This window comes from Yoonia sp. F2084L, from assembly GCF_023015625.1.
Lineage (GTDB): Bacteria > Pseudomonadota > Alphaproteobacteria > Rhodobacterales > Rhodobacteraceae > Yoonia.
Genome location: NZ_JALKAH010000002.1, coordinates 373,327 through 399,267, shown reverse-complemented (window position 1 = coordinate 399,267; position 25,941 = coordinate 373,327). Strand labels below are relative to the sequence as shown.

Below are 25,941 nucleotides of genomic sequence, written 5' to 3'. Positions count from 1 at the left end.
GAAGCGCGATGTCACAACAACCGATCCAAGCCGTAGAAGACTATACCGATGCGTTTCTTGGCACGCTGTTTATTTTTCTCTTTATGGGCTTCTGGGTCATCGCCGCTGCCGTTGGATACATTTGGGTCGCCGTGACGGCCTATGGCCTGAATATGTTCTTCAAATGGATCGGTAGGGTCAAAAACAGCTAGGCTCTTGCGGCCAAAGCGGACGCCGCAGCGGCCAACGCCCCGTCACCATGCGCGATGTTCAGCGCCTTCAGCCCTGCATCAATCGTCCCCAGCACCCCCATGATCATATGCGCATTCACATGCCCCATGTGACCAATCCGAAAAAACCCATCTGCGGGTTCGCGGCCCAGCCCGATGCCAAGCGTCAGCCCACAGTTTTGCTCGCACCATTTGCGCAAGGCATCACCATTGGGTGATCCAATTGCAACCGAAGTCACCGCATGCGAGCGATGTGCCGGATCTGCGATATTCAAATGCATCGGCCCTGTGGTTGACCACTGATCAAACGCGGCCCAGATGATCTGCGCCAGCTTTTCATGTCGTGCAAAGACCTGATCGAGCCCTTCGGCTTTGATCAGATCAAGCGCTGTACGCAGTCCATACAAATGATGGGTAGGTGCTGTGCCATCAAAGTATTTGAAGTAGTAGTCCGGGTTCACCCGCGGCCGCCAATCCCAATAGGCCGTCACCCGGTCGCCCCGTGCGGCATCCGCCTTGGCGTTGTACCAGACAAAGCTCACACCCGCCGGTGTCATCAGCCCCTTCTGACAGCCGGACACCATGACATCCACGCCCCAAGCGTCCATTTCAAACCGGTCACAGCCCAATGAGGCTATGCAATCGGCCATCAGCAATGCGGAATGGCCTGTGCGGTCCATTACGTCGCGCAGGCCCGCAATGTCATTTTTGACGCTGGTTGATGTATCAACATGCACGGCCAAGACGGCCTTGATCCGACCCTCCTTGTCGCTCGCCAAAACCTCTTCGACTTGGGCCAAGGCGATGGACGATTGTGCGCCATAGTCAATCGTTTCGACCTTTGCGCCCAAACCTTCCGCCATTTCGCCCCAACCGATGCAGAACCGCCCCGTGGCAAGGACCAGAACCGTATCACCCGCGCTAAGTACGTTGGCCAAAGCGGCCTCCCAAGCGGCGTGCCCATTGCCGATATAGATCGCGACATTGCTATCTGTCATCGCAACGTGCTTCAGGTCGGGAACAAGACTGTCAGTCAAATCATGCAACTCACCTTCATAAATGTTCGGCGACGCCCGGTGCATGGATTGCAAAACGGCATCCGGCATGACCGAGGGACCGGGGATGGCCAGATAAGGGCGACCTTGGGACAATGACATGTAAGTGGGCTTTCATGGATGTGTGGTTTGAAACGGACACTAACGCCGGGCAATGCAAGGTCAACCTTGCCCAACTTGCACGGCCACCCCATTTACGCGTAGACGGTGCTTAAGCACATATCGCAAAAGGCCATTGATGCCCCCTCCCACGCCAGAATCCGGTTCTGAAAAACAACAGTCAGCCTTTAAGCTATTTGCTTGGCTATGGCGGGATTATCTGCGCCAGCACAAGCTGTTGTTGATCGCCGCCGTCATCTTGATGGCCATCGAAGGATCAATGCTGGCTTTGATCAGCCGCATGATTCAGCCGATGTTTGACGATGTCTTCGCCGAAGGTGACCGCGACGCCCTTTATTTTGTGGGCTTTGCAATCATGGGCATTTTCTTTGTCCGGGCCGTTACATCATCGGGACAACGCATTCTGATGGCGCTGATCAAACAATTGGCGGCAGCGGGTATGCGCAAACACATGCTGCGTCACCTCATGACGCTTGATAGCGGATTTTTCCAAATCCACCCACCCGGCCAGCTGATTGAGCGTGTTCAGGGTGATGTCGGCGTGATCAACGGCGTCTGGAGCAGCCTGCTAACAGCCGTAGCCCGCGATCTGGTGTCGCTCATCGGTCTTCTGGCCGTTGCTCTTTGGATCGATTGGCGCTGGACGCTGATTGCCATTGTCGGCGTTCCGCTGCTCATCCTGCCGTCACTAATGGTACAGGCCTATATCCGGCGCCGCTCGCGCGACACCCGCGAGATTGCAGGCCGCGTCTCGACCCGTCTGGATGAGGTGTTTCATGGTATCAACCCGATCAAGTTGAACGCGCTCGAAACCTATCAGGCCAAGCGGTATGACAGGCTGATCAAGGAAGGCGTACATGCCTCTATGCGCACGTCTGTGGGGCAAGCCGCCGTGCCGGCAATGATTGATATCATGACGGGCATCGGGTTTCTGGGCGTCATGCTTTATGGCGGATCCGAGATTATCTCTGGTGAAAAGACTAATGGCGAGTTCATGGCGTTCTTTACAGCCATGTCGCTGGCATTTGATCCGCTGCGCCGCCTTGGCGCGATGAGCGGTCAGTGGCAGATGGCGGCGGCCAGTGTCGAGCGCTTACAATACGTATTGAACCTGCACCCCACGATCTTATCGCCGGCGCAGGCCAAGCGCATTCCACGGGACTCTCCAGTTGTGGTGCTTGACAATGTGCATATGAACTATGGTGAACTGCCGGTTCTGCGCGGGGCCAGTTTTGTGGCTGAGGCAGGCAAAACAACGGCTCTTGTAGGTGCATCGGGTGCAGGTAAAAGCACGGTATTCAACGTTTTGACCCGTTTGGTCGAACCCAATGATGGAACAGTCATTGTTGGCAACACCCCCATAACCGACTACGACCTAGGGGAACTACGGGGCCTTTTTTCCGTCGTGACCCAAGATGCGGCACTCTTCGACGAGACACTGCGCGACAACATCCTGCTGGGACGCGATGATGTTGATGAGGCTCACCTGAAAGCGATCCTTGACGCAGCCCATGTCAGTGATTTTCTGCCCTCACTCTCCGACGGTCTTGATAGCCCCGCAGGTCCGCGCGGGTCAAACCTGTCTGGCGGCCAACGCCAACGCGTCGCTATTGCACGCGCTTTGCTGCGCGACACGCCGATCCTGCTGCTGGACGAGGCGACGAGCGCGCTGGACACCAAGTCAGAGGCCATTGTGCAAACAGCACTTGAAAAGCTATCAGCCGGACGCACGACGCTGGTGATCGCGCACCGGCTGTCGACGATCCGCAATGCGGATTCAATCGTCGTGATGGATCAGGGTCGAGTGGTCGATCAAGGTGACCATGATACACTGATGGCGCGCGGTGGCATTTACGCTGATCTGCACCGCCTGCAATTTTCACAATCTGAAAGCGAAGATGATGGCTGACCGGACCGTTCTGTCGATTGGTGGCGAAGACCGCGTGTCGTTTTTGCAGGGGCTGGTTACGAATAATGTAACCAAGGCAGATGGCGGGATCATCTACACCGCCCTTCTGACGCCACAGGGAAAATTCATCGCGGATTTCTTTGTCGTTGGCGAGGATGATCGCCTGCTGATCGACGTTGCCACCTCGCATGCGCCGACGCTTGGCCAACGGCTGATGATGTATCGCCTGCGAGCGGCTATAACTATTGAACAAACCGATCTGATCGTATCCCGCGGCACTGGCGCAATACCGGACGGTGCCTTCGCAGATCCGCGCCACCCGGAAATGGGATGGCGCGCTTATGGCGATGCGGACATCAGCGACGACACCGATTGGGATGCGCTCCGCGTCGCGCATATGATCCCAAAGACCGGCATCGAATTGGGTGACGATACTTACGTGCTGGAAGCCGGTTTTGAGGCGCTGAACGGTGTGGATTTCAAAAAAGGCTGTTTTGTTGGGCAAGAGATCGTCGCGCGGATGAAACACAAGACGACACTCAAGAAAGGGCTGGCACAGGTTTCCATCTTGGGCGAGGCCAGTCCCGGCGATGCGATTACGGCAAATGGAAAGCCTGCCGGGACACTGCACACGGTGTCAGGCGACAAGGCGCTGGCCTTTCTGCGTTTCGACCGGGCTGATGGTGACATGCAGGCGGGCAACGCTACGCTCACACGCCTGAAGTAGCTTTAGGCGCGTTCAGCGTATTCAAACGTTTCCGTATTCACCACGATGTCTTCGTCCTGACCCACAAACGGCGGGATCATCACACGAACGCCGTTATCAAGCGTTGCGGGCTTAAAGCTGTTCGCGGCGGTCTGGCCTTTCACGACAGGCTCTGTCTCAACGACTTTGCATGTCACCTTTTGCGGTAAGCTGACGTTCAAAGCCTCTTCGCCGTAGTATTCGATCTTGACGGTCATGCCATCCTGCAAGAACGGGCGGCGGTCGCCAAGGATGTCAGCGGGCAATGCAATCTGTTCATAGGTTTCGCTATCCATAAAAGTCAGCATATCGCCGTCCTCAAACAGGAACTGCTGATCCTTTTGATCCAGACGCACGCGCTCAACCTTATCGGCAGAGCGGAACCGTTCGTTCAACTTGCGGCCGTCACGCAGGTTTTTCAGCTCGACCTGCGCAAATGCACCACCCTTGCCAGGCTTGACGTGATCAACCTTCACAGCAGCCCAAAGGCCGCCTTCATGCTCCAACGTGTTACCGGGGCGAATTTCGTTACCGTTGATTTTGGGCATGGGTCGCAGCACCTTGATTTATTAAGAAAGGTTGAATGGTTTGCACCGCAGCCTATATCTGCGTGGTGGGAGTCTGACAAGATCATCGAGAGAGCAACAATTCGGTCCGCGCGAGCTATGCGCAAAATGCATGGCTGCCATTCCAAAAGAGAGCCCCCGAATCGGATCAGAACAGGCATAAAGGCCCGCACGCGGGAACTACAAGACCAAAAACAAAGGGAAGCATGATGAGAGATTTCGTCGACGGTACAGCCTTCAACAACGAGCAAGGTAACCGTGCCCGCAAGCTTTTCGCAGCAGTCGTCCTGGCTGCATTGGATGACGCAATTGCGGATGACAAGAAATATGGCAACGGCCCAGAGCAGATTGCACGCTGGGCACGGTCGCGCGATGGCCGTGAAGTGTTGTCCTGCGCCGGTATTGACCCAAACGAGCGGGTTGTCGGCGGTCTGATGGAATTCGTCGGAAAAGGCGTCCGTACCTCTGTGGCGCTGTCACGTGAAGAAAGCGAACGTCGCAACGCGGCCGAGCAAGAAGCACGCGCTGCCTAAAGATAGCTTGCAGTAATGCAAAAAGACGCGGTCCTGAAGGGGCCGCGTTTTTTTATGTCAGGGGCCGGCAAACATAATCGCGAAAATGATAAATGGCGCAAACTCGGCCGCACCCAGCGTCACAATCAGCCCACGCATCCAAATTCCCTTGAAGCGATGCCATAGTATGCCACAGCACAGCAGCGACAGCGCTACCTCAATCGCGCCTGCGATATTACCATAGTGATCCGGGTCCCAATAACTGACTGGACTTTGAAAAATCCAGTTGCTGAGTGGCCAGAAATGCGCCCGCCCGTCGTCGTTATGCAGCAGAAAATCCAACCCAAGGTGCAACAAAGCCGCCCCACATAGCGCAATCATCACCTGTGAACGGACCATCGCACCCAAGCCAAAGGCAATCCCCCACAGGATCATCGAGTTGTCGATGCGGAATATGCTTTGCCACGCGTCTGAAAAATATAGCTGGCCAAAGACCACCTCGGGTGGCGTGCCCAAGACCTGCAAATGCCACCCCACCATTAAGTAAAGCGACAGATCCGGGATCAACGATCCGGCAAAGGCCGCTGCGGTGACCGCAGGCCGCCTGGCTTTGCCAAAGGCCGTCATGCCGAAAATCAGATGCGCCGGTGTGTTCATGCTCTTTCCCCGCGCCTCTTGCGCCCCTATGAAGTGAACGAAGGGGGCAGCGATGGCCAGAGCAATCATGATCCAGGGCGCGGGCTCGAACGTGGGTAAATCCATGCTGGTCGCCGGTATTGCGCGGGCCTGCATTAGGCGCGGTATGTCCGTAGCACCGTTCAAGCCGCAGAATATGTCCAACAATGCCGCTGTCACGGCAGATGGCGGCGAAATTGGTCGCGCACAGGCGCTACAGGCGCTGGCCTGCGGATTGGAACCGTTGGTCGATATGAACCCGGTCCTGCTAAAACCTGAGTCGGAAATTGGCGCGCAGGTCATTGTCCAAGGCAAACGCTTTGCCACAATGAAAGCCCGCGACTATGGCAAGCAGAAAGCCAAACTGATGCCACCCGTTCTGGACAGCTTCCGCCGCATTGGCGAAGGCCGCGATCTGGTGATCGTCGAAGGTGCAGGCAGCCCCGCAGAGGTAAACCTGCGCGCAGGCGACATCGCCAACATGGGTTTTGCCAGCGCCGCCAATGTGCCTGTCGTCCTAATCGGTGATATCGACCGGGGCGGCGTGATTGCCCAGCTTGTGGGCACACATGCCGTTTTGCCACCTGAGGATGAGGCCCTGATCAAGGCGTTCGCAATCAATAAGTTCCGCGGCGATCCAACGCTTTTTTCCGCTGGGATGGATATTATTGCAGAGCGCACCGCATGGGCGCCGCTTGGTATCGTGCCTTGGTTTGCTGACGCGTGGAAACTCCCTGCCGAGGATGTCATGGACATTACAAGTCGCAGGGGCGGTGCGATCAAAATTGCGGTGCCCCGCCTGAACCGTATCGCGAATTTTGATGATCTTGACCCGCTGACCGCCACGCCAGATGTCAGCGTCGAGATTATTGAGGCCGGTCGCCCCCTGCCCGGTGATGCCGATCTGGTCATCATACCCGGCTCAAAGTCCACCATCGCCGATCTGGCCCATTTCCGCATGCAAGGCTGGGATATCGACCTATATGCCCATGTGCGGCGCGGCGGGCATGTGCTGGGTGTCTGTGGGGGCTATCAGATGCTGGGGGCCGAGATTGTCGACGATGACGGCATCGAAGGTCCGCCATCGCGTGTTAACGGGCTTGGCCTGCTGGACGTGCGCACAGTAATGGTGCCGCAAAAGCGACTAGCTCTCTCGGATGCGACGTATTTGCCGACAGGTGATGCTGTCAGCGGCTATGAGATCCATATAGGTGAAACTGACGGTCCCGACTGCACCCGCGCCTGGCTGTCGTTGGATGGGCGTGGTGAAGGGGCTGCATCACCCGATGGCCGCGTCATGGGATGCTATCTGCATGGGCTTTTTGCAGCAGATGCGTTCCGTGCGGCCTTTCTTGCAAAGATCGGAAAGCCAGTCACGAACCATGACTATTCAAAGAGCGTCGAAAACACGCTGGATGCGCTGGCCGCCCATCTGGAAACCCATATGGATATTGATGCGCTGCTCAAAATAGCAGGCTAGTCTTGGCCCATCTCGCGGCTTGTCAGCACGCGGTTGATCTCGCGGCGGACCAGTTTGCGCACATTGCGCGTGATACGTTCACCCAAGGCCCCGCTCAGCTCCTCATGCATGATTTTCACAACCATGCCGCGCAGCATGTCTTCGTCAATGCCAACAAGGGGCGTGGGGGCCGACGCCTGCTCTTTGGGTTCGGCAGGCTTGCCTTTTGCCGCGAAAGCATCCTTCACCGGGAAGCGGCCACTGGATGCAGTGCCTTGCGCTTCATTGGCGGTGACCGCATCAGGTGCCATTTCAGCTTGTGCAAGCGAATCGTCGTTAGGCGTTCGAAAGGCGCTTGCAGCCCATGCGGCATCCGCGAAATCTTCGCCTTCATCGGGTTCCCAGTCGTCAGACTGGGCTGTCACTGCCGCCTCAAGCTCGGCGATTGTTGCCTCAAGACCTATCTTGTCCAGCCCTTTGGCCGCGTTCAGCACATGGACATTTCCTTGTACAAGGTCCGAGTTTGGGTCAATGAACACAGGTGTTTCGTGCGTCGGTTCATCCGTGACACGCTGTTCGGGTGTCAGGATCAAACGTTCACGTAGGATGCGCGATCGGGTGCGGTGCGGCTCTTTGTGCGATACAAAATCACGTACCGATGAAACCAGTTCATCAATATCATCCGTATGTGCCATCTTGGACATCGTTTTCATCCCAATTCTGCACCCAGTCTCAAGACTTTAGCGGATTTTCACGCACCAAACAACTACGCGTTTACTCTCTGCCGATTGCCTCTAGAACCCGATCAAGCGCGTCGCCCTGCGGCGAGCTGACCGCGCCGTTATTGACCAGATTGTAGTATTCGGACGGATCATATTGTTGCACAGGCAGGTTCAGGTGATCAGCCGTCAGCAAACCCATCGCAGACAACAGTGAATAAGAAGCCACGACCTCATCCGACTGCGCGGCGATGCTGTTGGCCTCTGCATCAAGCAATTCCTGCTCTGCATTCAGCACGTCCAAGGTGGTGCGTGAACCCAATGTCGCTTCTTCGCGCACGCCCTGAAAGGCGATGCGCGCCGCACTGATTTGCTGTTCGGACGCTTGCCGCGAAGCGCGTGCGACCTGCAAAAGGGCGAACGCATTGCCGACCTGTTGTTCAATTGTCTGGGTCGTCAGGATCAAACCGGACCGGGCGGAATCGCGGTTGGCCCGCCCCTGCCGCACCTGGCTGGAGATAAGACCACCGTTGTAGATCGGACCACCAATACTCAACCCGATCTGAGCGCTATCGTTTGCGTCTTCATCTCTGCTTACAAAACCATCAAGCGTCACCCGCGGCTTTATAGCAGCCTGCGCCCGCTGGATGTTCAACTCAGCGGCCGTCACAGAGTGCTGGGCCTCAAGAATGCGGGGGTGGTTGCGCACGGCAAAAGCCTTGGCATCTGCCATATTGCGCGACACAGGCGCAGGGTTCACTGCCCGTGGCCCAGCAGGCGCACGCCCGACAGCGACAACATACTCTTCCACGGACTGTGCCAGATCGCCCTGAGCCGCCGCTAACAAGCTGCGGGCCGCAGCCAAACGCGCCTCAGCCAAAGCGACGTCGGTACGTGTCACTTCGCCCACTTCAAACCGGTCTTGTGCCGCGCGAAACTCTTGCGTGATCAAACGCACATTGTTCTCGCGCAATTCAACAAACTGGCGCGCACTGCGCAGGTTCATGTAAGCCTGTACAGCACGCAAAAGCACATCCTGCTCAACGCCACGCAATGCTTGCCGGGTGCCCAGAACGACCTCTTTTTGTGCTTCAATCGCCAGCCGGTTCGCACCACCGCTGTAAAGCGTCAACTCCGCGCCAATGCGCGCAAGAACTGAGTCGCTGGTATCTTGAATTGGCGTTTCGACCCGCGTGCGATTGGCCGACAATGACCAGTTGATCACAGGCAGCGTCGCCGCAACAGACTGCGCCACCCCTTCGTCAGCGGCCCGCAACAAGGCTCGGTTCTGCTCCAGCAAACCAGAGTTGTTATATGCAGATGTCAGTGCTTCTGACAGTGTTTCAGCCTGTGCAACTGGTGCCAAACACATCGACACCAACACTGCTGCAATCAATCTTTGACGTCTGATCATGCTATAACCCCAATTGTTTGTTTTTATACGCGAAATACCGCGCAAACGATCACTCAGAGCGCAAAAACATCGCGCCGTTCAAAACCTGACAGCACCGGTGCACTTGCATTAAAGGCAAAGCGCCAGTTAACAGCACCATCAATTTTATGACCAACGCGCGCGACACCCAATGTGCCTTCGGAGAAAACACAAGCGACCCGACCGCCTTCGCGTAGTTGATCCAGAACAGTCGCAGGCATTTCTTCAACACCGCCTTGCACGATGATGATGTCATATGGCCCGGACTTTTCCGCGCCCTCAGTAAGTACACCTGCCATGACAGCCGCATTATCAATGCCGTTTTGCGACAAGATACCCTGTGCTTCTTGCGCGCGCGCCTCATCATCTTCGACGCCGACGACAAAATCACACATCTGCGCCAGAATAGCGGTCGAATAGCCAAGTCCACAGGCGATATCCAACGCGATATGGGAGGGCTGCACATCCAGCACTTCCAGCATCTTGGCCAAGGTGCGCGGCTCAAGCATCACGCGACCACCCCCGATGTCGAGGTTTTCGCCCACATAGGCCGCTTCACGCCTGTCATCGGGTACAAAAGCCTCGCGCGGGACGGACAGCATTGCGTCAATGATGGGAAACTTGGTCACATCGGACGGACGCACCTGCGTGTCGACCATCATTGTGCGGCGTGAGGTATAGTCAGTCACGATCTAAACTCTTTCGTTCAGTTGTTTGTTGTTTGATGCCATAGAAGGTTGCAAGCAGCAACATTGAACATGACCGCCGAGGCGGATTGCGGCGCACAAACGACGGCGCATTGCAGGTCCAGGGATATGTTTGGAGGCGAGTACCGGAATCGAACCGGTCTAGACGGATTTGCAATCCGCTGCATAACCTACCTGCCCACTCGCCTCGTGCCGCCATCACCTAAGGACCAAGCCCCTTCACGTCAAGCGGATATCATATCATGCAGAACGTCATTATTGATATCTCCGCGCCCGCCTTGCCAAAGCCCGTTTCCTTTCCCGCAGCATCAAGTTACGTTGCCATAACATCGTGATCGGGCCTGCCTTTCACACGCTAGCTGGAAAAAACGACATGTCGCGCTCAGTTCTATTTGTCACCGGGACCCGGGCCGATTTTGGCAAGTTGGAACCTTTGGCGGTCGGTTGTCGCGACGCAGGTTTTGACGTGTCATTCTTTACGACCGGGATGCATATGCTGGAACGCTATGGCCTGACCAAGCTTGAGGTGCACCGCACCCCCGGCGTGCAGGTGCATGAGTTCCTCAACCAGCGTCCGGGCGATCCGCAGGATATGGTTTTGGCCAAGACCGTCATCGGGTTTTCGGACTTCGTGAAGGAATACAAACCCGATCTGGTCGTGATCCACGGTGACCGGGTTGAGGCATTGGCCTGTGCACTTGTCTGCGCGACCAATTACATCCGCTGCGCGCATATTGAAGGCGGCGAAGTCTCTGGTACGATTGATGAAATCTATCGTCATTGTAACAGCAAACTGGCCAGTCAGCATTTTGTGTCATCCGAGGATGCCGCGCGCCGGGTTATGGCGCTGGGTGAACCTGAGGCAAACATCCACGCCATCGGATCACCCGAGTTGGACTTTCACGCGGGGCCATCGGGCGTCACATTGGCCGAGGTTCAGGATCGCTACGACCTGCCCTTTGATGACTACGGGATTTGTGTCTTTCATCCGGTGACCTCCGAGGCGGATACGATGGGCATTCAAGCTGACGCGCTTTTTGGTGCGTTGGACCGGTCCGGGCAGAATTTCGTGGTGATTGCGCCCAACAATGATCCCGGATCAGCGGCGATCTTTGATGCAATCGCCCGCGTACCCCAGGACCGCTTCAGGGTCTTGCCGTCGATGCGTTTTGCACATTTCTCGGAACTGATGAAAAACGCCAAGGCCATGGTTGGCAATTCATCTGCTGGCGTCCGCGAGGCTCCCTTTATCGGGCTTCCTTCGCTGGATATCGGCACGCGGCAGACCAACCGCGCGAAGTCTCCGTCGGTGTTTTTTGCCGATGCGACCGACGAGCCCGCTATTGCGCAGTTCCTGCAGAACCAATGGGGCCGGTCCTATCCCCGCCATGACGCTTTTGGCGGTGGCAGTGCCGCTGAGCGTTTTGTTGCTGTGCTGACCGCCTCTGCATTCTGGGAAACGTCGCTACAAAAGACCTTCCATGACACCGCCGACTGAAATGCATCGCGGACCTGTGCTACGCTGCTATTTGGCCGCCAGCCATCTGTTTCCGCTTGTCGCAAAGCCAATCCTTCAGCGGCGTCTGAAACGCGGCAAGGAGCATCCGACGCGGTGGCCAGAGAAACTTGGGCAAGCACTTGCGCCCCGGCCAGAAGGGCCACTTGTTTGGTTACATGCGGTCGGCTTGGGCGAAGTTCTGTCCGTTCGCGGCTTGATTGACCGGCTGTCCAAGGCCCGCCCTGATCTGTCTTTTCTGGTTACGTCCAGCACGGCTGCCTCGGCTGAAGTTTTTGCCAAGAACGCCCCTGCCCGCACACTGCACCAGTTCCTGCCCCTTGACGCGCCGGGCTATCGGAGGCGCTTTCTGGATCATTTTACGCCCGATTTTTGTGTCTGGGTCGAACAAGACCTATGGCCCGGCTTGGTCAGCGATCTGGCGGCGCGCGGAATACCGCAGTGCATGGTGGCCGCGCGAATGAATACGAAATCGCATAGCGCGCACCAAAGGGCCAGTGGCCTCTTTCGTGATCTTTATGGTGCGATGGCCTTGATCACCGCTCAGGATGAGGCAACGGCCGCGCATCTGCGGTCGTTTGGTGCCGATCCGCAGGTCAGCGGGTCACTGAAACCTGCCGCACCACTGTTGTCTTACGAGCCAAAAGCATTGGCGACGATCACAGCGCATTTAGCGGGGCGCACGGTCTGGGCGGTTGCCCCGGCCCATGCGGCGGATATGCAAATTGCACAGGAAGCACATGATTTGCTACGCAAAAGCGATCCATCTGCGCTTCTTATCATTGCGCCGCGCTTTCCTAACGCCGCTGTCACGCATCCGGGTCCGCGTCGGTCCAAAGGCGAAATGCCAAACGCGGAGGACGCTGTCTGGCATTTCGATACCTTTGGCGAACTTGGGCTTGTCTATCGCCTTGCCCATGCGGTTTTGATCGGCGGCACATTTGGCGACGTTGAAGGACACAACCCGTGGGAAGCGGCGGCCTTGCGTTGCGCTATCCTTCATGGACCGCGCACTGCGAATTTCGCGGCGGACTTCGGTGGGCTGACTGCGGCATCAGGTGCGACGCTTGTGCGCACGGCAGACGACATCGCGGCTGCGCTGACGTCTGATGACCTTGATGCGCAGGTTGCCCATGCGACGCAAGCGATCAAGACAGCAAGCGCACAAACAGACGCGCTGGCGGCGGCGCTTTTGCAGTTGTTGAAGATGCCTGATGCCCGCTAGCTTTCCCAGTCTGAAACTGCGCTTGGCCCTCGTGGCTTACAGCATTCTGTGGTGGGTTCTGCTGCCTGTTGTCCTGCTTTACCTCAACCGAAGGGGTCGCAAAGATCCGTTTTATGCCCAAAATCTGTCTGAACGTTTTGGCCGCCACAACGCACCGCTCAGGAACCCTGTGTGGGTCCATGCCGTATCACTTGGCGAAATGCGCTCTGCCACGCCATTGATCCGCGCGCTTTTGGCAAAGGGCGAAACCATCGTCACGACCCATTTCACCCCTGCCGGACGACGCGAGGCGATGCGCGAGTTTGCAGCCGAGATTGCCGCAGGCACCGTGCAATCCGTATGGGTCCCCTTTGAGTATGGCTTTGCCTACCGGCGCTTTCTGCGCCATTTCACGCCAAAGTACGGCCTTGTCATGGAGATCGAGATTTGGCCGCGCATGATCATGGCTTGCCGCAAACATGGCACGCCTCTGTTCATGTGCAACGCGCAATACCCAAAAAAGAGCTTCGACAAGGACCAAAAGGGCCTTGGCCTGCGCGCCGCACTCGCCGGTGGTTTCGCAGGAGCCTTTGTCAAATCCGAAGGCCAAAAGGCACGCTTTGCCGCGGTGGGCATGCAAAACATCCATGTTACTGGCGAGTTGCGGTTTGATCAGCCAATCCCAGCGTCACATCTGCAAGCCGCTGCATCCTGCCGCGATGCGCTGACCAGTGGACGGCACAGCTTTACCCTGACCAGCGTAGTCGAGGGCGAGGATGCGATCTACATCGACATGATCCGTCAGACCAAGGGCGTGTTCTTCACCTACGTACCGCGCGCACCAGAACGGTTTGAAGAGGTCGCAGGGATGCTGGCAGCCGCAGGCATTCGGTTTGCGCGCAGGTCAGACCTGTTGAATGGCGACCTTGGGCTGACCAATCCAACACCCGACATTGACGTGCTTTTGGGTGACAGCATGGGCGAGATGTATTTCTACCTTGGTCTGTGCGACCGCGCCATCGTGGGTGGTGGGTTTGTGCCAAAAGGCGCACACAATGTCATCGAACCCCTGGCACTGAAGAAACCGGTCATCGTCGGGCCGCACATCTGGACCATCGAATACCCGGCAACCGAGGCAATTGCCGCAGGCGTCTGCCAGCTTGTCCCGGATGAGGCCGCCCTTTTGGCAGAGGTGGCTGCGCCCGGCACCGTCACAGACGCACAGATCACAGCGTTTTACCAAGAACATGCAGGTGGCGTTGCGCGCACCATCGCCGCCATCCCCAAAGCGCTTGACGGTTAACGCCCGATATCCTCTGGCCCAACGGCCGTCGCCTTGATAATCGCGAAAATCTGCTGACCAACGGCCAGTTCCATCCGCAGCGCACTGCGCCGCGTCACGCGGGCCAACAGATGATCCTTGCCCGCCAAAAGCCCCACCGCCATACCCGGTCCCCGCCCCTGTTCCACTTGCGTGATCGTGACGGGCAGCACATTCAGCGCGCTCAGCCCTGTGGGGCGGTCCTTGGCCAAGATCACATCCTGCGCCGGAATACGGATACGCACGGTTTGCCCCAAAACCCCCAATATCCCCGGCAACATCAAGCGACCGCCTGAAAAAGCCAACTCTGTCAGCCCATCGTCCAGCAGACGCCCCGCGACTTTCGTTGTGATCACCGCACCTGCTGCGCGAACCCCCACCAAAGGCACGGTTGCGGGCTGTGATAAAACCGTGCCGACCGGACCAACGGTCGCGACCTGCCCTGCCTCAAGCACCACCAATGTCGTCGCAAGCCGCGCGACTTCTGACACGTCGTGACTGACATAAAGCATCGGGATTTTCACCTCATCGCGAAGGCGTTCAATGAACGGCAAAATCTCAGCCTTGCGCGGCGCGTCCAGTGCGGCAAGCGGTTCGTCCATCAGCAATAGTTGCGGATTGCACATCAGCGCGCGGCCTAAGGCAACACGCTGGCGTTCACCGCCCGATAGGCCAGCAGGCATCCGGGTCAGCAGATGTTCCAAACCCAAAACCCCGATGACACGTTCTGCATCATGATCGCCACCGTAGGTCAGGTTGCGCATCACTGTCATATGCGGAAACAGGCGGGCATCCTGGAAGACATACCCAATCCGCCGCTGTTGCGGTGGCAAATGCGTCTTTTGCGTTGAGTCGTACAAAACGGTGTCACCCACCGCGATCCGTCCCGCATCCGGGCGCAGCAACCCGGCAACGGCATTGACGAGCGACGTCTTCCCCGATCCAGAGCGTCCAAAAATCGCAGTGACCCCGGCGGGTACCTCAAACTGCGCATCCAGCTGAAAATCACCCAGGCGTTTCTTGATATCGACGCTGATCATGGCTTGCCCAACCGCTTTGCCATACGCCGCGCAAGCCATTCGGAGACCAAGAGTGCGCCCATCGCAAGGACAACTGATACGATGACGAGCCCGACAATCGCAGGTTCGCTGCCCGGTACCTGCAACAGGCCATAGATCGCTGTGGGAATGGTCTGCGTCTGGCCGGGGATCGCTGCAACAAATGTGATCGTCGCGCCAAATTCGCCCAGCGCCTTTGCAAATCCCAGAATTGCGCCTGCCAGAACGCCGGGCAAGACAAGCGGCAATGTCACGCTACGCCAAATCCGCCCGCGCGAGGCACCAAGCGTGGCTGCGGCGTCTTCCAGCCCCGCATCGACGGCCTCAAACCCCAGCCGGATCGCCCGCACCATCAGTGGAAACGCCATGATCGCTGCGGCCAGTGCAGCGCCCGTCCAGCGAAAGGCGAAACTGATCCCAAAGGTCTGATAGAGCACGCTGCCAATCGGCCCTTGCTGTCCGAAAAGCACCAATAGCAAGTAGCCAGTGACGACCGGAGGCAGGACCAGCGGCAAATGCACCAGCCCGTTAAGCAACTGACGACCTGGAAAGCTTTTGCGCGCCAAGACGTAGGCGACCCAGATTGCGACCGGCAACGCACCCAAAGTGGCCACCAGCGCCACCCGCAGCGATAGCCAGATCGCCGTCCATTCAGCGGGGCCAAGCGTATCCATCATTGCGCGATGTCCAATGGCGGCAGGAAACCGGCGGCTGCAAGGATGCCCTGCCCTTGCGGGCTGGTGATGAAATCCAACACCTCTTTCGCTTGATCGTCAGCATTACCCGTCAATGCGCCTAAGTAGCGAATGGGGGGGTGGCTTTCTGCCGGAAAAACCGCGACCTCGGCCACCGCATCGCTGATCCGCGTGTCAGTGCGGTAGACAATACCCAAGGGGGCCTGCCCCCGCGCGACCAAAGCCAATGCGGCCCGCACGTTGTCGACCTCGGCCAATCGGCCCGATACCTCGTTCCAAAGGCCCAGCGATTGCAGTGCAGCCTTTGCATAAATCCCGGCAGGCACCGCCTCGGTCAACCCAACCGCGATGCGTCCGCCCTCAGGCAGCGCACCCGGTTCCAAAATAACCGCTGCGGCACCGCGCGGGCCGATCAGGACAAGTCGATTGCTGGCGAAATCAACCATTGTCTCTGGGCGGACATGTGCGCCTGCGATCAAGGCATCCATCCAATCCGTATTGGCCAGCAAGACGATATCAGCCGGGGCGCCCAGACTGACCTGTCGCGCCAATGTACCACTGCCGCCATAGGACACGACCACGTCGTCAAAGCGCGCCGCGATCTGGTCCACAGGTTCTTTGAGACTGGCCGCCGCAAAGATTAAAACCTCGGCCCGCGCAGCGGGGGCCACGAGCGAGATCACAAGACCAAAAAGAAGTGCGCACAAATTCATGACGCGACTATCGGGGCGTTGCTGCGGGCTTGCAAGGGTCAGCGCCAGACCGCGCGGCGGGCCGCCAAGCGCTGGGTGCGAGCACGAACTTCATCGCGAATCGGACCATTGCGCGGGACGTCTCGCAGCGTAGCGATCCAGTGCGGATCGGGATGATGCCGCCGCAGCGGTCCGTCCCATGTTAAAGCACCCAAAACACCCTGTGCCGCGGGCGGTAGAACATCGGGGATGTCATAGCCGTTCAAGGTCGCCCAAACCCCGGTCCACAACCGCCCGACAGACCAAGGGTTGTAACCGCCGCCGCCCAGCACAAGATAGCGCGGTGCCAGCGGCATGAGGGCTGCAACAATCGCCCAATGCGCATTGTTGGACAGGGTCAACCGCGATTGCGGGTCCTCTGTCACCGCATCGGCCCCGCATTGCAGCACAATCGCATCAGGGCGAAAATCGGCGACCAAGGGCAGGATCAACACATCCCGGATCAAGGCCATTTCAGTGTCATTAAGCCCCGCCGGCACCGGCAGGTTATAGACCTGCCCCGACCCTACATCAGTCAATTTCCCCGTACGCGGCCAGCGGTTTTCTTCATGCACGGATATTTGCAGCGTCTCGGGATCGTTGGCAAAGGCATGCTCTACCCCGTCTGGGTGATGCGCGTCGATATCCACGTAGGCAATGCGCTGCGCGCCGTTGCGCCGCAGCGACTGAATGGCAAGTACCGGATCATTCAGATAGCAAAACCCGTTTGCGCGATCGGGCATGCCGTGATGTGTGCCCCCGGCAGGCGAATAGATCACGCCGCCGCGCTTCAGCAATTCACCCGCAAGCAGTGATGCCCCCGCAGAGGTCGCAGGCCGCCGGTACATTTCGCGAAACACCGGATTGGACGGGGTCCCAAGGCCATGTTTCTGGCGCACATCATCGGTTACGGCTTGTGCCGCCTCAGCCGCTTGCAGTGCGGCCAGATAACCGGGCGTGTGATACCCGGTGAGCGCCGTAGGCTTGGCCTTTGGGCTGGTGATAAACTGATCCGCAGAGAGCCAACCCAAGGCCCGCGCCAGATCCATCACAGTTGACACACGCGGCACCCGCAAAGGATGCCATGCGCCATAACTGGAATGGCGATAGATCTCGGACCCGATAAAACGGGGGCCAGGGGTTGCCTGTGTCACGGAAGCTTGCGTAACCTCTGTCATAGGTCGCGATGTAACGCTTTTTGTGACGGAGAACATGGGCAAAACAATCGCGAAACAACTTCCCTTGAAACTGCGTACGGGCCGCAAGACGGATGTGCGGGCGCAGTTTGCAGCACTGTGTTGGCGGGTCAAGAATGATAAGGTGCAGGTCTGCCTGATTACCAGCCGGACCCGCAAGCGGTGGATCATTCCCAAAGGCTGGCCGATGGACAAGCAAACGCCCGCAGAGGCGGCCGCGACCGAAGCCTTTGAAGAAGCGGGCGTGAGTGGTGACCCGATTAACTTTTGTTTGGGTGTCTATAGCTATCATAAGCCACAGAAGGTCGGAAATGCCCCGATCATTACCATGATCTACCCACTGCATGTGACCCATGTGCATAGCAAATGGCCCGAAAAGAAACAGCGGCGGCGCAAATGGATGAGCCCGGCCAAAGCGGCCAAGAAACTGTCGGAACCCGAACTAAGAAGGATCGTTGCCGCGTTCAAACCACATAAGATCGGACGCTAAGGCGCGCTTGCAGACGGGCGCAAAAGGCCTATTTATCGGCCAGAGACGAAAAGATAGGGCACAATGATCCGCTTCAACCTTAAATGTGATCAAGACCACGAATTCGAAAGCTGGTTTCAGTCAGGCGCCGCCTTTGACAAGCTTGTGGGCGCAGGCATGGTGAACTGCACGTCGTGCGGCTCTGCTAAGGTCAGCAAGACAATTATGGCCCCCGCTGTCAGCACCTCATCCCAGATCACCGCTCCAAAACCGACCGAGACCGCCATTGCCGAGATGCGCAAGAAGGTTGAAGCCAACTCTGACTATGTGGGCAAAGGGTTTGCCAAAGAGGCGCGCGATATGCATGACGGCACAGTGCCCGCGCGTCCGATCTACGGTGAGGCGAATTTGGCCGAAGCCAAGAAACTGGTGGATGACGGCATCCCCGTTTTGCCCCTGCCCTTCATGCCGACAAAGAAAGTGAACTAAGAATGACGGTTCTGATTACCGGCGCAAATCGTGGCATCGGTAAAGCTTTGTTCGACCACTACGCAGATGCAGGTGCCCCTGTCATCGGCACCCATCGCGCTGCGGGCGCAGGGCAAATGCACCAGCTTGATGTGACAGACCCTGCTTCGCATACCGCTTTGGCAGATAGGTTGGGTGATACCGCCATTGATCTGTTGATCTGCAACGCAGGCGTCTACCCGGACAAGGGCCAGCCTCTTGCGGATGGCTATCCGTCAGACATGTGGGCGCAGGGGTTTGCGACAAACGTTACAGGCGTTTTTCTGACGATCCAAAGCTTATTGCCGCATCTGCGAAACGCCAAAACCGGCAAGATCGCGATCATTTCTTCGCAGATGGCATCCGACACTCATGCGCCGGGTGGCAGCTATATTTATCGTGCAAGCAAAGCCGCCGTGCTGAACCTTGGCCGTAACCTTGCCACTGACCTGAAGCCTGAAGGGATTGCCGTCGGGATCTACCACCCCGGTTGGGTCCGCACTGATATGGGCACAGATGCCGCCGCACTCAGCGTCGATGAAAGTGCTGCGGGACTGGCCACGCGCTTTGCGGCACTCAATGCGACCACAACGGGTTGTTTTGAAACCTGGGACGGGCGAGCGCACGCCTACTAACCGATTGCCCTTCGCCAGAAGCAGCTTTAAAGGAAGCGCATACGAGAAGACGCATCCTTAGGACACCTCATGCCAACGCTTGTGATGAAATTTGGTGGCACATCCGTGGCCAACCTTGACCGGATTGCGCGCGCCGCCAAACGCGTCGCTGTCGAGGTGGCCAATGGGTATGACGTGATCGTCATCGTGTCGGCCATGTCGGGCAAAACGAATGAGCTGGTGGGCTGGGTCGATGAAACCTCTCCGCTTTATGACGCACGCGAATACGATGCGATCGTGTCGTCGGGCGAAAACGTCACGGCAGGCCTGATGGCGCTACGATTGCAGGAAATGGATATCCCGGCGCGCAGTTGGCAAGGCTGGCAAGTGCCGGTCAAAACGACCTCGGCCCATTCCAGCGCACGGATTGAGGACATTCCGACTGATAACATCAACGCCAAATTCGGTGAGGGTATGCGGGTTGCCGTGGTCGCCGGTTTCCAAGGGCTCAGCCCCGAAGGACGGATCACAACGCTGGGTCGCGGCGGCTCCGATACAACAGCCGTGGCCTTTGCCGCCGCATTCGCGGCCGAGCGCTGCGATATCTACACCGATGTGGATGGCGTCTATACAACCGACCCGCGCATCACGAACAAAGCCCGTAAGCTCGACAAAATCGCGTTTGAGGAAATGCTCGAACTCGCGTCCTTAGGTGCAAAGGTCCTGCAAACCCGCTCGGTCGAGCTTGCTATGCGCTACAAAGTGCGCCTGCGGGTGCTGTCATCATTTGAGGAACCATCGAACAGCGCAGGCACGCTGGTCTGCGATGAGGAGGATATCATGGAATCCAACGTAGTGGCCGGTGTGGCCTATTCCCGGGACGAAGCGAAAATGACCCTCATTTCCGTGGCTGACCGTCCGGGTATCGCGGCGGCGATCTTTGGGCCGCTGTCGGATGCCGGCGTGAACGTCGATATGATCGTGCAGAACATATCCGAAGAAGGGCGGACGGACATGACGTTCTCGTGCCCCACCGATCAGGTGAAGCGCGCCGAAAAGGCGATGCAAGCGGCCAAGGACAGTGGCGAGATCAACTATCACGACCTCGTCGCCGACGAAGGTGTCGCCAAGGTCAGCGTCGTGGGCATCGGGATGCGCAGCCACACCGGCGTCGCCGCCAAGATGTTCCGTGTGCTTTCTGCTGAAGGTGTGAACATTAAGGTCATCACAACGTCCGAGATCAAGATTTCCGTACTGATCGACCGAAAATACATGGAACTTGCGGTGCAAGCCCTTCATGATGCTTTCGAATTGGAAAAAGCAGGCTGATCATCTTTTTCGGCGGTCTGCAATCGCGGGGGATCCATGCCACATCGGCTCGAATCCGAAAGTCGCAAGCTGCTGGGGCGGCTGCGCGAAGCACTGGCGGCTGACAACGAAGGTCAGGCGCGGCTGGATTCTGTGGTGAAACTGATTGCAGGGTCGATGGGCACCGAGGTGTGTTCGATCTACCTGTTCCGCGACCCCGAGACACTGGAACTTTGCGCCACAGAAGGCTTACAGGCCGAAGCCGTCCACCAAACCCGGATGCGGCTTGGCGAGGGCCTTGTGGGGCGGACCGCCAAAAGCCGCAGTGTCATCAACACTGCCGACGCGCCCGCCTCCAAAGGGTTTCGATATATGCCCGAGACCGGCGAAGAACGGTTCTCAAGCTTCTGTGGTGTCCCGATCCAGCGGTTGGGAGAGGTTTTGGGCGTGCTGGTCGTGCAATCAAAAAGCGCCCGCAAATACACATTGGATGAGGTCTACGCGCTTGAAATCGTGGCGATGGTTATCGCCGAGATGACGGAGTTGGGCGCATTTGTTGGTGAAGGTGCTGCCCTCTCAGCCCGTCACCAACAACCTGTTCTTTTGCGCGGCTCAATCGCGCAAGAAGGCGCAACCGAGGGTCGGGTCTACCTGCATGAACCGCGCGTTGTCGTCACGAACCCTATTTCGGATGACCCTGAGACCGAGTTGGCCCGGTTGCGCAGTGCAATTGACGAACTGCGCTCTGGTGTCGACGACATGTTGCTGAGCACAAGTTCTCTGGACAAAGACCAAGCGCAGGTGCTTGAGGCCTACCGTATGTTCGCCAATTCAAGCAGCTGGCTGAAACGCATGGAAGAGGACGTCAAAAACGGTTTGTCCGCCGAAGCTGCCGTTGAAAAAGAGCAATCCTTGGCCCGTGCGCGGATGTCTAAGGCCGCCGATGCATATCTGCGCGAACGGCTGCATGACCTTGATGATCTGTCCAACAAGCTGCTGCGTATTCTGACCGGCCAGGGTGCTGAAGCGCGCGCAGATATGCCCGAAAATCCGATCCTCGTGGCGCGCAATATCGGTCCGGGTGAATTGCTGGAATATGGCAAAACCATCAAAGGGATCGTGCTCGAAGAAGGCTCGGTCGGCAGCCACGCCACCATTGTGGCAAGGGCATGGGCGATCCCGCTGATCATTAATGCCAAGGGTGTCACACGCGAGGCATTGAACGGCGATCCCATTCTTGTCGACGGCGAACAGGGCATCGCCCACCTGCGCCCCGATGAAACGGTGCACGCCGCCTTCCGCGACAAGATTGAAATGCAGGCACGCGCGCAGGAGCGCTATGCCTCGATCCGTGATTTACCGGCCGAGACCAAATGCGGGACGGTGATCTCATTGCAAATGAACGCTGGCCTGATCGCTGACCTGCCATCCTTGGAAGGGTCAGGCGCCGAAGGCGTGGGCCTGTTCCGTACCGAGTTGCAGTTCTTGGTCCGCAACCAGATGCCGCGCCGCGCTGAGCTATCCGCCCTTTATTCGCGTGTATTGAAGGCTGCGGATGGCAAACGCGTCGCCTTCCGCACGTTGGATATCGGGTCGGACAAGGTGCTGACCTACATGAAACCCAATGATGAGCCCAACCCGGCCATGGGCTGGCGCGCGATCCGCGTTGGGCTTGATAAACCCGGTGTCTTGCGGATGCAGTTGCAGGCGTTGCTGCGGGCGGCCAATGGACGGCCGTTGACGGTGATGTTTCCGTTTATCACGCTCATTAACGAATTTCGCGCGGCCCGCGCTGAGATGGATAAAGCAATGGAGCGTGAAACCAAGCTAGGGCATGCGCTGCCAGAGACGTTGGAAGTGGGAGCGATGCTGGAGACCCCGTCGCTTGCCTATGCACCTGATGCGTTCTTTGAAGAGGTCGATTTCATCTCAATCGGGGGCAACGACCTTAAGCAATTCTTCTTTGCTGCCGATCGCGAGAATGAGCGCGTGCGCAAACGCTATGACACGCTCGATAGCAGCTTTCTGGCCTTCCTGCGCAACGTCATTCTACGCTGCGAGGCGAACGGTACACCGCTGTCATTCTGTGGCGAGGATGCAGGCCGCCCGGTTGAGGCGCTTTGCTTTGCAGCTCTTGGCCTGCGCACGCTATCAATGCGCCCCGCATCAGTTGGCCCGGTCAAACACCTGCTGCGGCGTGTCGATCTGAATGAAGTGCGCAAAATCATGGATGATGCGATGGCCAACGGCGACCAATCCGTGCGCCGCGCTGTCGCCGATTGGCTGGTTTATCAGGTTTGAGGCAACTTGCCGGAGGCCAAGATCGCATGGAAATGGTCGGCCACTGCCTGATCACCATAGGTGCGCGACAGCTTACGTAGCCCAAAATGCACATGCGCCATTGCGACGTAATAATCTACGAAAGCATAGTTCGTCCCTGCCCCGGCCGCAGCACCCAAAATCGGCACCGCCTGCGTGGCGAGTTTCTGCGACAAGACGGCGGCAAATCGCGGTGCGACCTTACTGATCAACCCGTTGACCGCAGCACCCGAGATGCTCAGCCGCGCGCCGATGAAGGCGGTATCAACACCATCATCATCCGTACCCGGACCGCCCGCACCAAAAACGGCAAGGCATTCCATCTTGGTTTCCTCTGCATGGGGGTCTTCGCCGTATTCGACGGCAACGTGATGCACTGCGCGAAAAATGACGGTGGTCGCGACAGGCAATTCCGCCAGCGCTGTGGGCAATCCGCCAAAACCACCCAGCGCACCGGAAATCGTGCCCAAAATCTTGTGAATGCGGTCAGAGCCTATGGTTTCGCCACGGCCAGTGCGCGATCTGCTTGCCACATCGAAGCTTTGCCGTAACGCCGCGCGGGCAAGATCATCGACCTGATCGCGCACCGAAGCTGGCAGCAGTTTCAGCCCGTCCTCCACCTGACCACCCACAAAGTTGATCGCCGACATCAACACGCCATTGGCCTTGCGTTGACGTGCAGCCAGTTCGGCGATCTCGGCCTTGGCTGCCTCGGTCAGAGGCTTGGGCGGATCAGCCGGATTAATCTCTTTCATCACAGTGCCTTGGTCATCCATTCCTTTGAAATGGGTATGCGAAGCGTCAGTTTCAATCGTTCACCGATGTGACGGCCCCTTGCGCCCCATGCCAAGCGCCTTCTGAAAGAGCCACACCCAGAACACGGTCAGGGTTTGTCGGGGGTGGCATGATAACCCCTTTCAGACGGTCAAAGCCAAAGCGGCGATAATAGGGGGCATCGCCCACCAGCATGAGCCGTGACCAACCCAGATCGCGCGCATCGGTCAGGCAGCGCTGCATCAGGAGCGACGCAACACCTTCGCCCTGACGCGTCGGGTGCACGGCAATTGGCCCAAGCAAAACTGTGTCTTTCCCTCCGACCAGAACAGGCCAATTGCGCACCGCTCCCGCCAATATCCCATCTCTATCGCGCGCGGTCAGGCAAAGCGCTGCAATCGGATTGACACCCTCACGCAAACGATACGACGACAAGGCAGATCGCCCCGGTGCAAAACACAGGTCATAAAGTGCCTCGACCTCCCACCAGTCGTCTGGGGTTTCCGTGGCCAATATCAGTGCCGTCTGCTGCATGTCTCTTTCATCTGGCCAAGGGCATCACCGCAGGCTACCCCTTGGAAAAGTAAACGAAAAGGGACTGCAATGTTCTACGAACCCAAAAATGGCCACGGCCTGCCCCATAACCCGTTCAACGCCGTCGTCTCACCCCGCCCCATCGGATGGATTGCGACGCGGGGTGCCGATGGCCGGGACAACCTTGCACCCTATTCGTTTTTTAATGCCGTGGCCTACGTGCCGCCGCAGGTGATGTTCGCCTCCACCAGCGCCAAGCCAGACCGTGACGGCACCAAGGACTCGGTTGCCAACATCCGTGACACAGGCGTCTTTGCTGTCAACATCGTCGAATATGCGGCGCGGGACATCATGAACAAAACCTCCGGCCCGTGGGAGCGTGAAACGGATGAATTCGCGCTTGCAGGCGTCGAAAAAGGCGCATGCGAAACGATCGACTGTCCCCGCGTGTTGAATGCGCCAGCCACGCTGGAATGCAAAATGACCCAGATCGTGCAACTGCCCGGCGAGGCAAATTTTGTCGTCTTCGGCGAAGTCACCGGCGTGCATCTGCGTGATAACTGCCTGGTTGATGGCAAGTTCGACGTGACCACCTTTAACCCGCTGACCCGTCTGGGGTATCGCGATTATTCGGTTATCCGCGAGGTTTTCAGCTTAAAGCGCCCCGATGACTAGGGTCACTGTATAGGCGGCATAGGCCAGCACAAGCAGACCACCGCTCAGCCGTCCAAGCCTGCCAAACAGGCGCATCAAGATCAGTGGTGCGATGGCCGCTCCGACAAAGACCCACAAGCTGAGGCCAAGCATTTCGTCCGGCACCGCGAGCGGTGTGAAAAGCACTGTGATCCCCAAAATTCCCAGAATATTGAAGATGTTGGACCCGATAACGTTGCCGACCGCCATCGCGCCTTGACCACGGCGCGCCGCAATAACTGACGTCGCCAGCTCTGGCAAAGACGTTCCCACTGCGACGATCGTCAGCCCGATCACCGCGTCAGAGACAGCAAAGCTGCGCGCGATGGCGCTGGCCCCATCAACCAGCCATCCTGCACCCAACACAATCCCGACTAGCCCGGCGACAAAGAACAAGGCGCCCTGCCAGGCCGGGGCTACTGCGGGGGAAAGGTCAAGCGGATCAGCGGCGCCTGCGCGCAGTGTCACCAGCAAATAGACCGCAAGACCGACCACACAGATCAATCCACCAACCAGCCCGATCACTCCCGAGAGCATCAATACCACGCAAAGACCCGTGGCGGCCAACATCACCCAGCCATCGCGGCCAAAGAACGCGCCTGCGGCAACCGGTGCAATCACCGCCGACAGGCCAAGGATCAGCAGGATATTCGCAATGTTGCTTCCGATCACGTTGCCCAGCGCAATACCGGGCAATCCGTCAAAGGCGGCAATTAGACTTGTCATCAGTTCCGGCGTGGAAGTACCAAAACCTACCAGCGTCAGCCCGATCACAAGCGGGGACAATCCTATCCAGCGCGCAATGATGACCGCGCCGCGCACAAGGGCTTCGCCCCCGACCAGCAGGGCGACAAGGCCCCCAAGAACAAGACCGATATCGAAAGGCATGCGCGG

Annotated in this window: 27 protein-coding genes and 1 tRNA gene; 14 read left to right on the top strand and 14 right to left on the bottom strand. The window is 58.0% G+C overall.

The features are described 5' to 3' along the window. Positions 1-8 precede the first annotated feature (8 nt). The gene (locus MWU60_RS07520; RefSeq protein WP_247226628.1) at positions 9-191 is read left to right on the top strand and encodes a hypothetical protein; all 183 of its coding nucleotides are present in this window, start codon (positions 9-11) and stop codon (positions 189-191) included. Here the strand turns inward: MWU60_RS07520 and MWU60_RS07515 are convergent. Further along, on the bottom strand, positions 188-1,366 hold the full coding sequence (locus MWU60_RS07515) for an aminotransferase class V-fold PLP-dependent enzyme (protein ID WP_247226627.1): 1,179 nt from the start codon (positions 1,364-1,366) through the stop codon (positions 188-190). The genes MWU60_RS07520 and MWU60_RS07515 overlap by 4 nt on opposite strands. A gap of 136 nt (positions 1,367-1,502) precedes the next feature. Here MWU60_RS07515 and MWU60_RS07510 point away from each other — a divergent pair, with 136 nt between their 5' ends. Together MWU60_RS07510 and MWU60_RS07505 are read left to right on the top strand one after the other, a co-directional pair. Further along, positions 1,503-3,293, top strand: coding sequence for an ABC transporter ATP-binding protein (locus tag MWU60_RS07510; protein WP_247226626.1), 1,791 nt, complete (start codon positions 1,503-1,505; stop codon positions 3,291-3,293). After that, complete coding sequence (locus tag MWU60_RS07505) at positions 3,286-4,020, top strand: folate-binding protein (RefSeq protein WP_247226625.1); 735 nt, start codon at positions 3,286-3,288, stop codon at positions 4,018-4,020. The genes MWU60_RS07510 and MWU60_RS07505 overlap by 8 nt, the downstream gene beginning before the upstream one ends. 2 nt (positions 4,021-4,022) lie before the next feature. Here the strand turns inward: MWU60_RS07505 and efp are convergent, their stop codons facing one another. Beyond that, entirely contained in the window at positions 4,023-4,586 is a 564-nt protein-coding gene (gene efp, locus MWU60_RS07500; RefSeq protein WP_008230718.1) for an elongation factor P, read from the bottom strand. Between the two features lie 227 nt (positions 4,587-4,813). On the opposite strand from efp, the gene MWU60_RS07495 reads away from it, so the two are divergent. Beyond that, positions 4,814-5,137, top strand: a complete 324-nt coding sequence (locus MWU60_RS07495) for a DUF6280 family protein (protein ID WP_008230719.1) — start codon at positions 4,814-4,816, stop codon at positions 5,135-5,137. Between the two features lie 57 nt (positions 5,138-5,194). On the opposite strand, the gene MWU60_RS07490 is transcribed toward MWU60_RS07495, so the two are convergent. Beyond that, on the bottom strand, positions 5,195-5,773 hold the full coding sequence (locus MWU60_RS07490; RefSeq protein WP_247226624.1) for a cobalamin biosynthesis protein CobQ: 579 nt from the start codon (positions 5,771-5,773) through the stop codon (positions 5,195-5,197). 52 nt (positions 5,774-5,825) lie between these two features. On the opposite strand from MWU60_RS07490, the gene MWU60_RS07485 reads away from it, so the two are divergent. Continuing rightward, entirely contained in the window at positions 5,826-7,271 is a 1,446-nt protein-coding gene (locus MWU60_RS07485; RefSeq protein WP_247226623.1) for a cobyric acid synthase, read from the top strand. Here the strand turns inward: MWU60_RS07485 and MWU60_RS07480 are convergent. From MWU60_RS07480 to MWU60_RS07465, 4 genes are all read right to left on the bottom strand, one after another. After that, a complete protein-coding gene (locus MWU60_RS07480) occupies positions 7,268-7,954 on the bottom strand; it encodes a hypothetical protein (RefSeq protein WP_247226622.1) in 687 nt (228 codons plus the stop codon). The two genes, MWU60_RS07485 and MWU60_RS07480, sit on opposite strands and share 4 nt — an antisense overlap. Positions 7,955-8,024: 70 nt before the next feature. Further along, positions 8,025-9,383, bottom strand: coding sequence for a TolC family outer membrane protein (locus tag MWU60_RS07475; protein WP_247226621.1), 1,359 nt, complete (start codon positions 9,381-9,383; stop codon positions 8,025-8,027). Between the two features lie 53 nt (positions 9,384-9,436). Then, positions 9,437-10,063: a protein-L-isoaspartate O-methyltransferase gene (locus tag MWU60_RS07470; RefSeq protein WP_247226870.1), complete on the bottom strand. Its 627-nt coding sequence runs from the start codon at positions 10,061-10,063 to the stop codon at positions 9,437-9,439. A 158-nt stretch (positions 10,064-10,221) separates the two neighbouring features. Continuing rightward, positions 10,222-10,295, bottom strand: a tRNA-Cys gene (locus MWU60_RS07465). 186 nt (positions 10,296-10,481) lie between these two features. Here MWU60_RS07465 and neuC point away from each other — a divergent pair. Genes neuC through MWU60_RS07450 form a run of 3 tightly spaced genes read left to right on the top strand, consistent with a single transcriptional unit; the run spans position 10,482 to position 14,131 of the window. After that, positions 10,482-11,606: a UDP-N-acetylglucosamine 2-epimerase gene (neuC, locus tag MWU60_RS07460; protein WP_247226620.1), complete on the top strand. Its 1,125-nt coding sequence runs from the start codon at positions 10,482-10,484 to the stop codon at positions 11,604-11,606. Next, positions 11,590-12,849 (top strand): glycosyltransferase N-terminal domain-containing protein, encoded by a 1,260-nt coding sequence (locus tag MWU60_RS07455; RefSeq protein ID WP_247226619.1) that lies wholly within the window; start codon positions 11,590-11,592, stop codon positions 12,847-12,849. The genes neuC and MWU60_RS07455 overlap by 17 nt, the downstream gene beginning before the upstream one ends. After that, positions 12,839-14,131: a glycosyltransferase N-terminal domain-containing protein gene (locus MWU60_RS07450; protein WP_247226618.1), complete on the top strand. Its 1,293-nt coding sequence runs from the start codon at positions 12,839-12,841 to the stop codon at positions 14,129-14,131. The genes MWU60_RS07455 and MWU60_RS07450 overlap by 11 nt, the downstream gene beginning before the upstream one ends. Here MWU60_RS07450 and modC read toward each other — a convergent pair. From modC to MWU60_RS07430, 4 genes are read right to left on the bottom strand one after another with little or no spacing between them, the layout of a single operon-like run. Then, complete coding sequence (gene modC, locus MWU60_RS07445) at positions 14,128-15,189, bottom strand: molybdenum ABC transporter ATP-binding protein (RefSeq protein ID WP_247226617.1); 1,062 nt, start codon at positions 15,187-15,189, stop codon at positions 14,128-14,130. The genes MWU60_RS07450 and modC overlap by 4 nt on opposite strands. Beyond that, positions 15,186-15,881: a molybdate ABC transporter permease subunit gene (gene modB, locus MWU60_RS07440; RefSeq protein WP_247226616.1), complete on the bottom strand. Its 696-nt coding sequence runs from the start codon at positions 15,879-15,881 to the stop codon at positions 15,186-15,188. Before modB ends, modC begins: the two co-directional genes overlap by 4 nt. Next, entirely contained in the window at positions 15,881-16,615 is a 735-nt protein-coding gene (gene modA / locus MWU60_RS07435) for a molybdate ABC transporter substrate-binding protein (protein ID WP_247226615.1), read from the bottom strand. Before modA ends, modB begins: the two co-directional genes overlap by 1 nt. A gap of 38 nt (positions 16,616-16,653) precedes the next feature. Next, complete coding sequence (locus MWU60_RS07430) at positions 16,654-17,811, bottom strand: acetoin utilization protein AcuC (RefSeq protein ID WP_247226614.1); 1,158 nt, start codon at positions 17,809-17,811, stop codon at positions 16,654-16,656. A gap of 34 nt (positions 17,812-17,845) precedes the next feature. Between MWU60_RS07430 and MWU60_RS07425 the strand changes: the two genes are divergently transcribed. The 5 genes from MWU60_RS07425 (at position 17,846) to ptsP (ending at position 23,028) form a co-directional block, all read left to right on the top strand. Then, the gene (locus MWU60_RS07425) at positions 17,846-18,319 is read left to right on the top strand and encodes an NUDIX hydrolase (protein WP_247226613.1); all 474 of its coding nucleotides are present in this window, start codon (positions 17,846-17,848) and stop codon (positions 18,317-18,319) included. 63 nt (positions 18,320-18,382) lie between these two features. Beyond that, complete coding sequence (locus MWU60_RS07420; protein WP_247226612.1) at positions 18,383-18,787, top strand: DUF1178 family protein; 405 nt, start codon at positions 18,383-18,385, stop codon at positions 18,785-18,787. 2 nt (positions 18,788-18,789) lie between these two features. After that, entirely contained in the window at positions 18,790-19,440 is a 651-nt protein-coding gene (locus MWU60_RS07415; RefSeq protein WP_247226611.1) for an SDR family NAD(P)-dependent oxidoreductase, read from the top strand. Positions 19,441-19,509: 69 nt separating this feature from the next. Further along, positions 19,510-20,748, top strand: coding sequence for an aspartate kinase (locus MWU60_RS07410; protein WP_247226610.1), 1,239 nt, complete (start codon positions 19,510-19,512; stop codon positions 20,746-20,748). A 36-nt stretch (positions 20,749-20,784) separates the two neighbouring features. Further along, positions 20,785-23,028, top strand: a complete 2,244-nt coding sequence (gene ptsP, locus MWU60_RS07405) for a phosphoenolpyruvate--protein phosphotransferase (RefSeq protein WP_247226609.1) — start codon at positions 20,785-20,787, stop codon at positions 23,026-23,028. On the opposite strand, the gene MWU60_RS07400 is transcribed toward ptsP, so the two are convergent. Beyond that, positions 23,019-23,822 (bottom strand): EcsC family protein, encoded by an 804-nt coding sequence (locus MWU60_RS07400; RefSeq protein WP_247226608.1) that lies wholly within the window; start codon positions 23,820-23,822, stop codon positions 23,019-23,021. The genes ptsP and MWU60_RS07400 overlap by 10 nt on opposite strands. Positions 23,823-23,853: 31 nt before the next feature. Beyond that, positions 23,854-24,354: an N-acetyltransferase gene (locus MWU60_RS07395; RefSeq protein ID WP_247226607.1), complete on the bottom strand. Its 501-nt coding sequence runs from the start codon at positions 24,352-24,354 to the stop codon at positions 23,854-23,856. 69 nt (positions 24,355-24,423) lie between these two features. Between MWU60_RS07395 and MWU60_RS07390 the strand changes: the two genes are divergently transcribed. Next, the gene (locus tag MWU60_RS07390; protein WP_247226606.1) at positions 24,424-25,029 is read left to right on the top strand and encodes a flavin reductase family protein; all 606 of its coding nucleotides are present in this window, start codon (positions 24,424-24,426) and stop codon (positions 25,027-25,029) included. Here MWU60_RS07390 and MWU60_RS07385 read toward each other — a convergent pair. After that, positions 25,009-25,935 carry a calcium/sodium antiporter gene (locus MWU60_RS07385; RefSeq protein WP_247226605.1) on the bottom strand — a complete coding sequence of 309 codons (927 nt, stop codon included), beginning with the start codon at positions 25,933-25,935 and terminating at the stop codon, positions 25,009-25,011. The genes MWU60_RS07390 and MWU60_RS07385 overlap by 21 nt on opposite strands. Between the last annotated feature and the right edge of the window lie 6 nt (positions 25,936-25,941).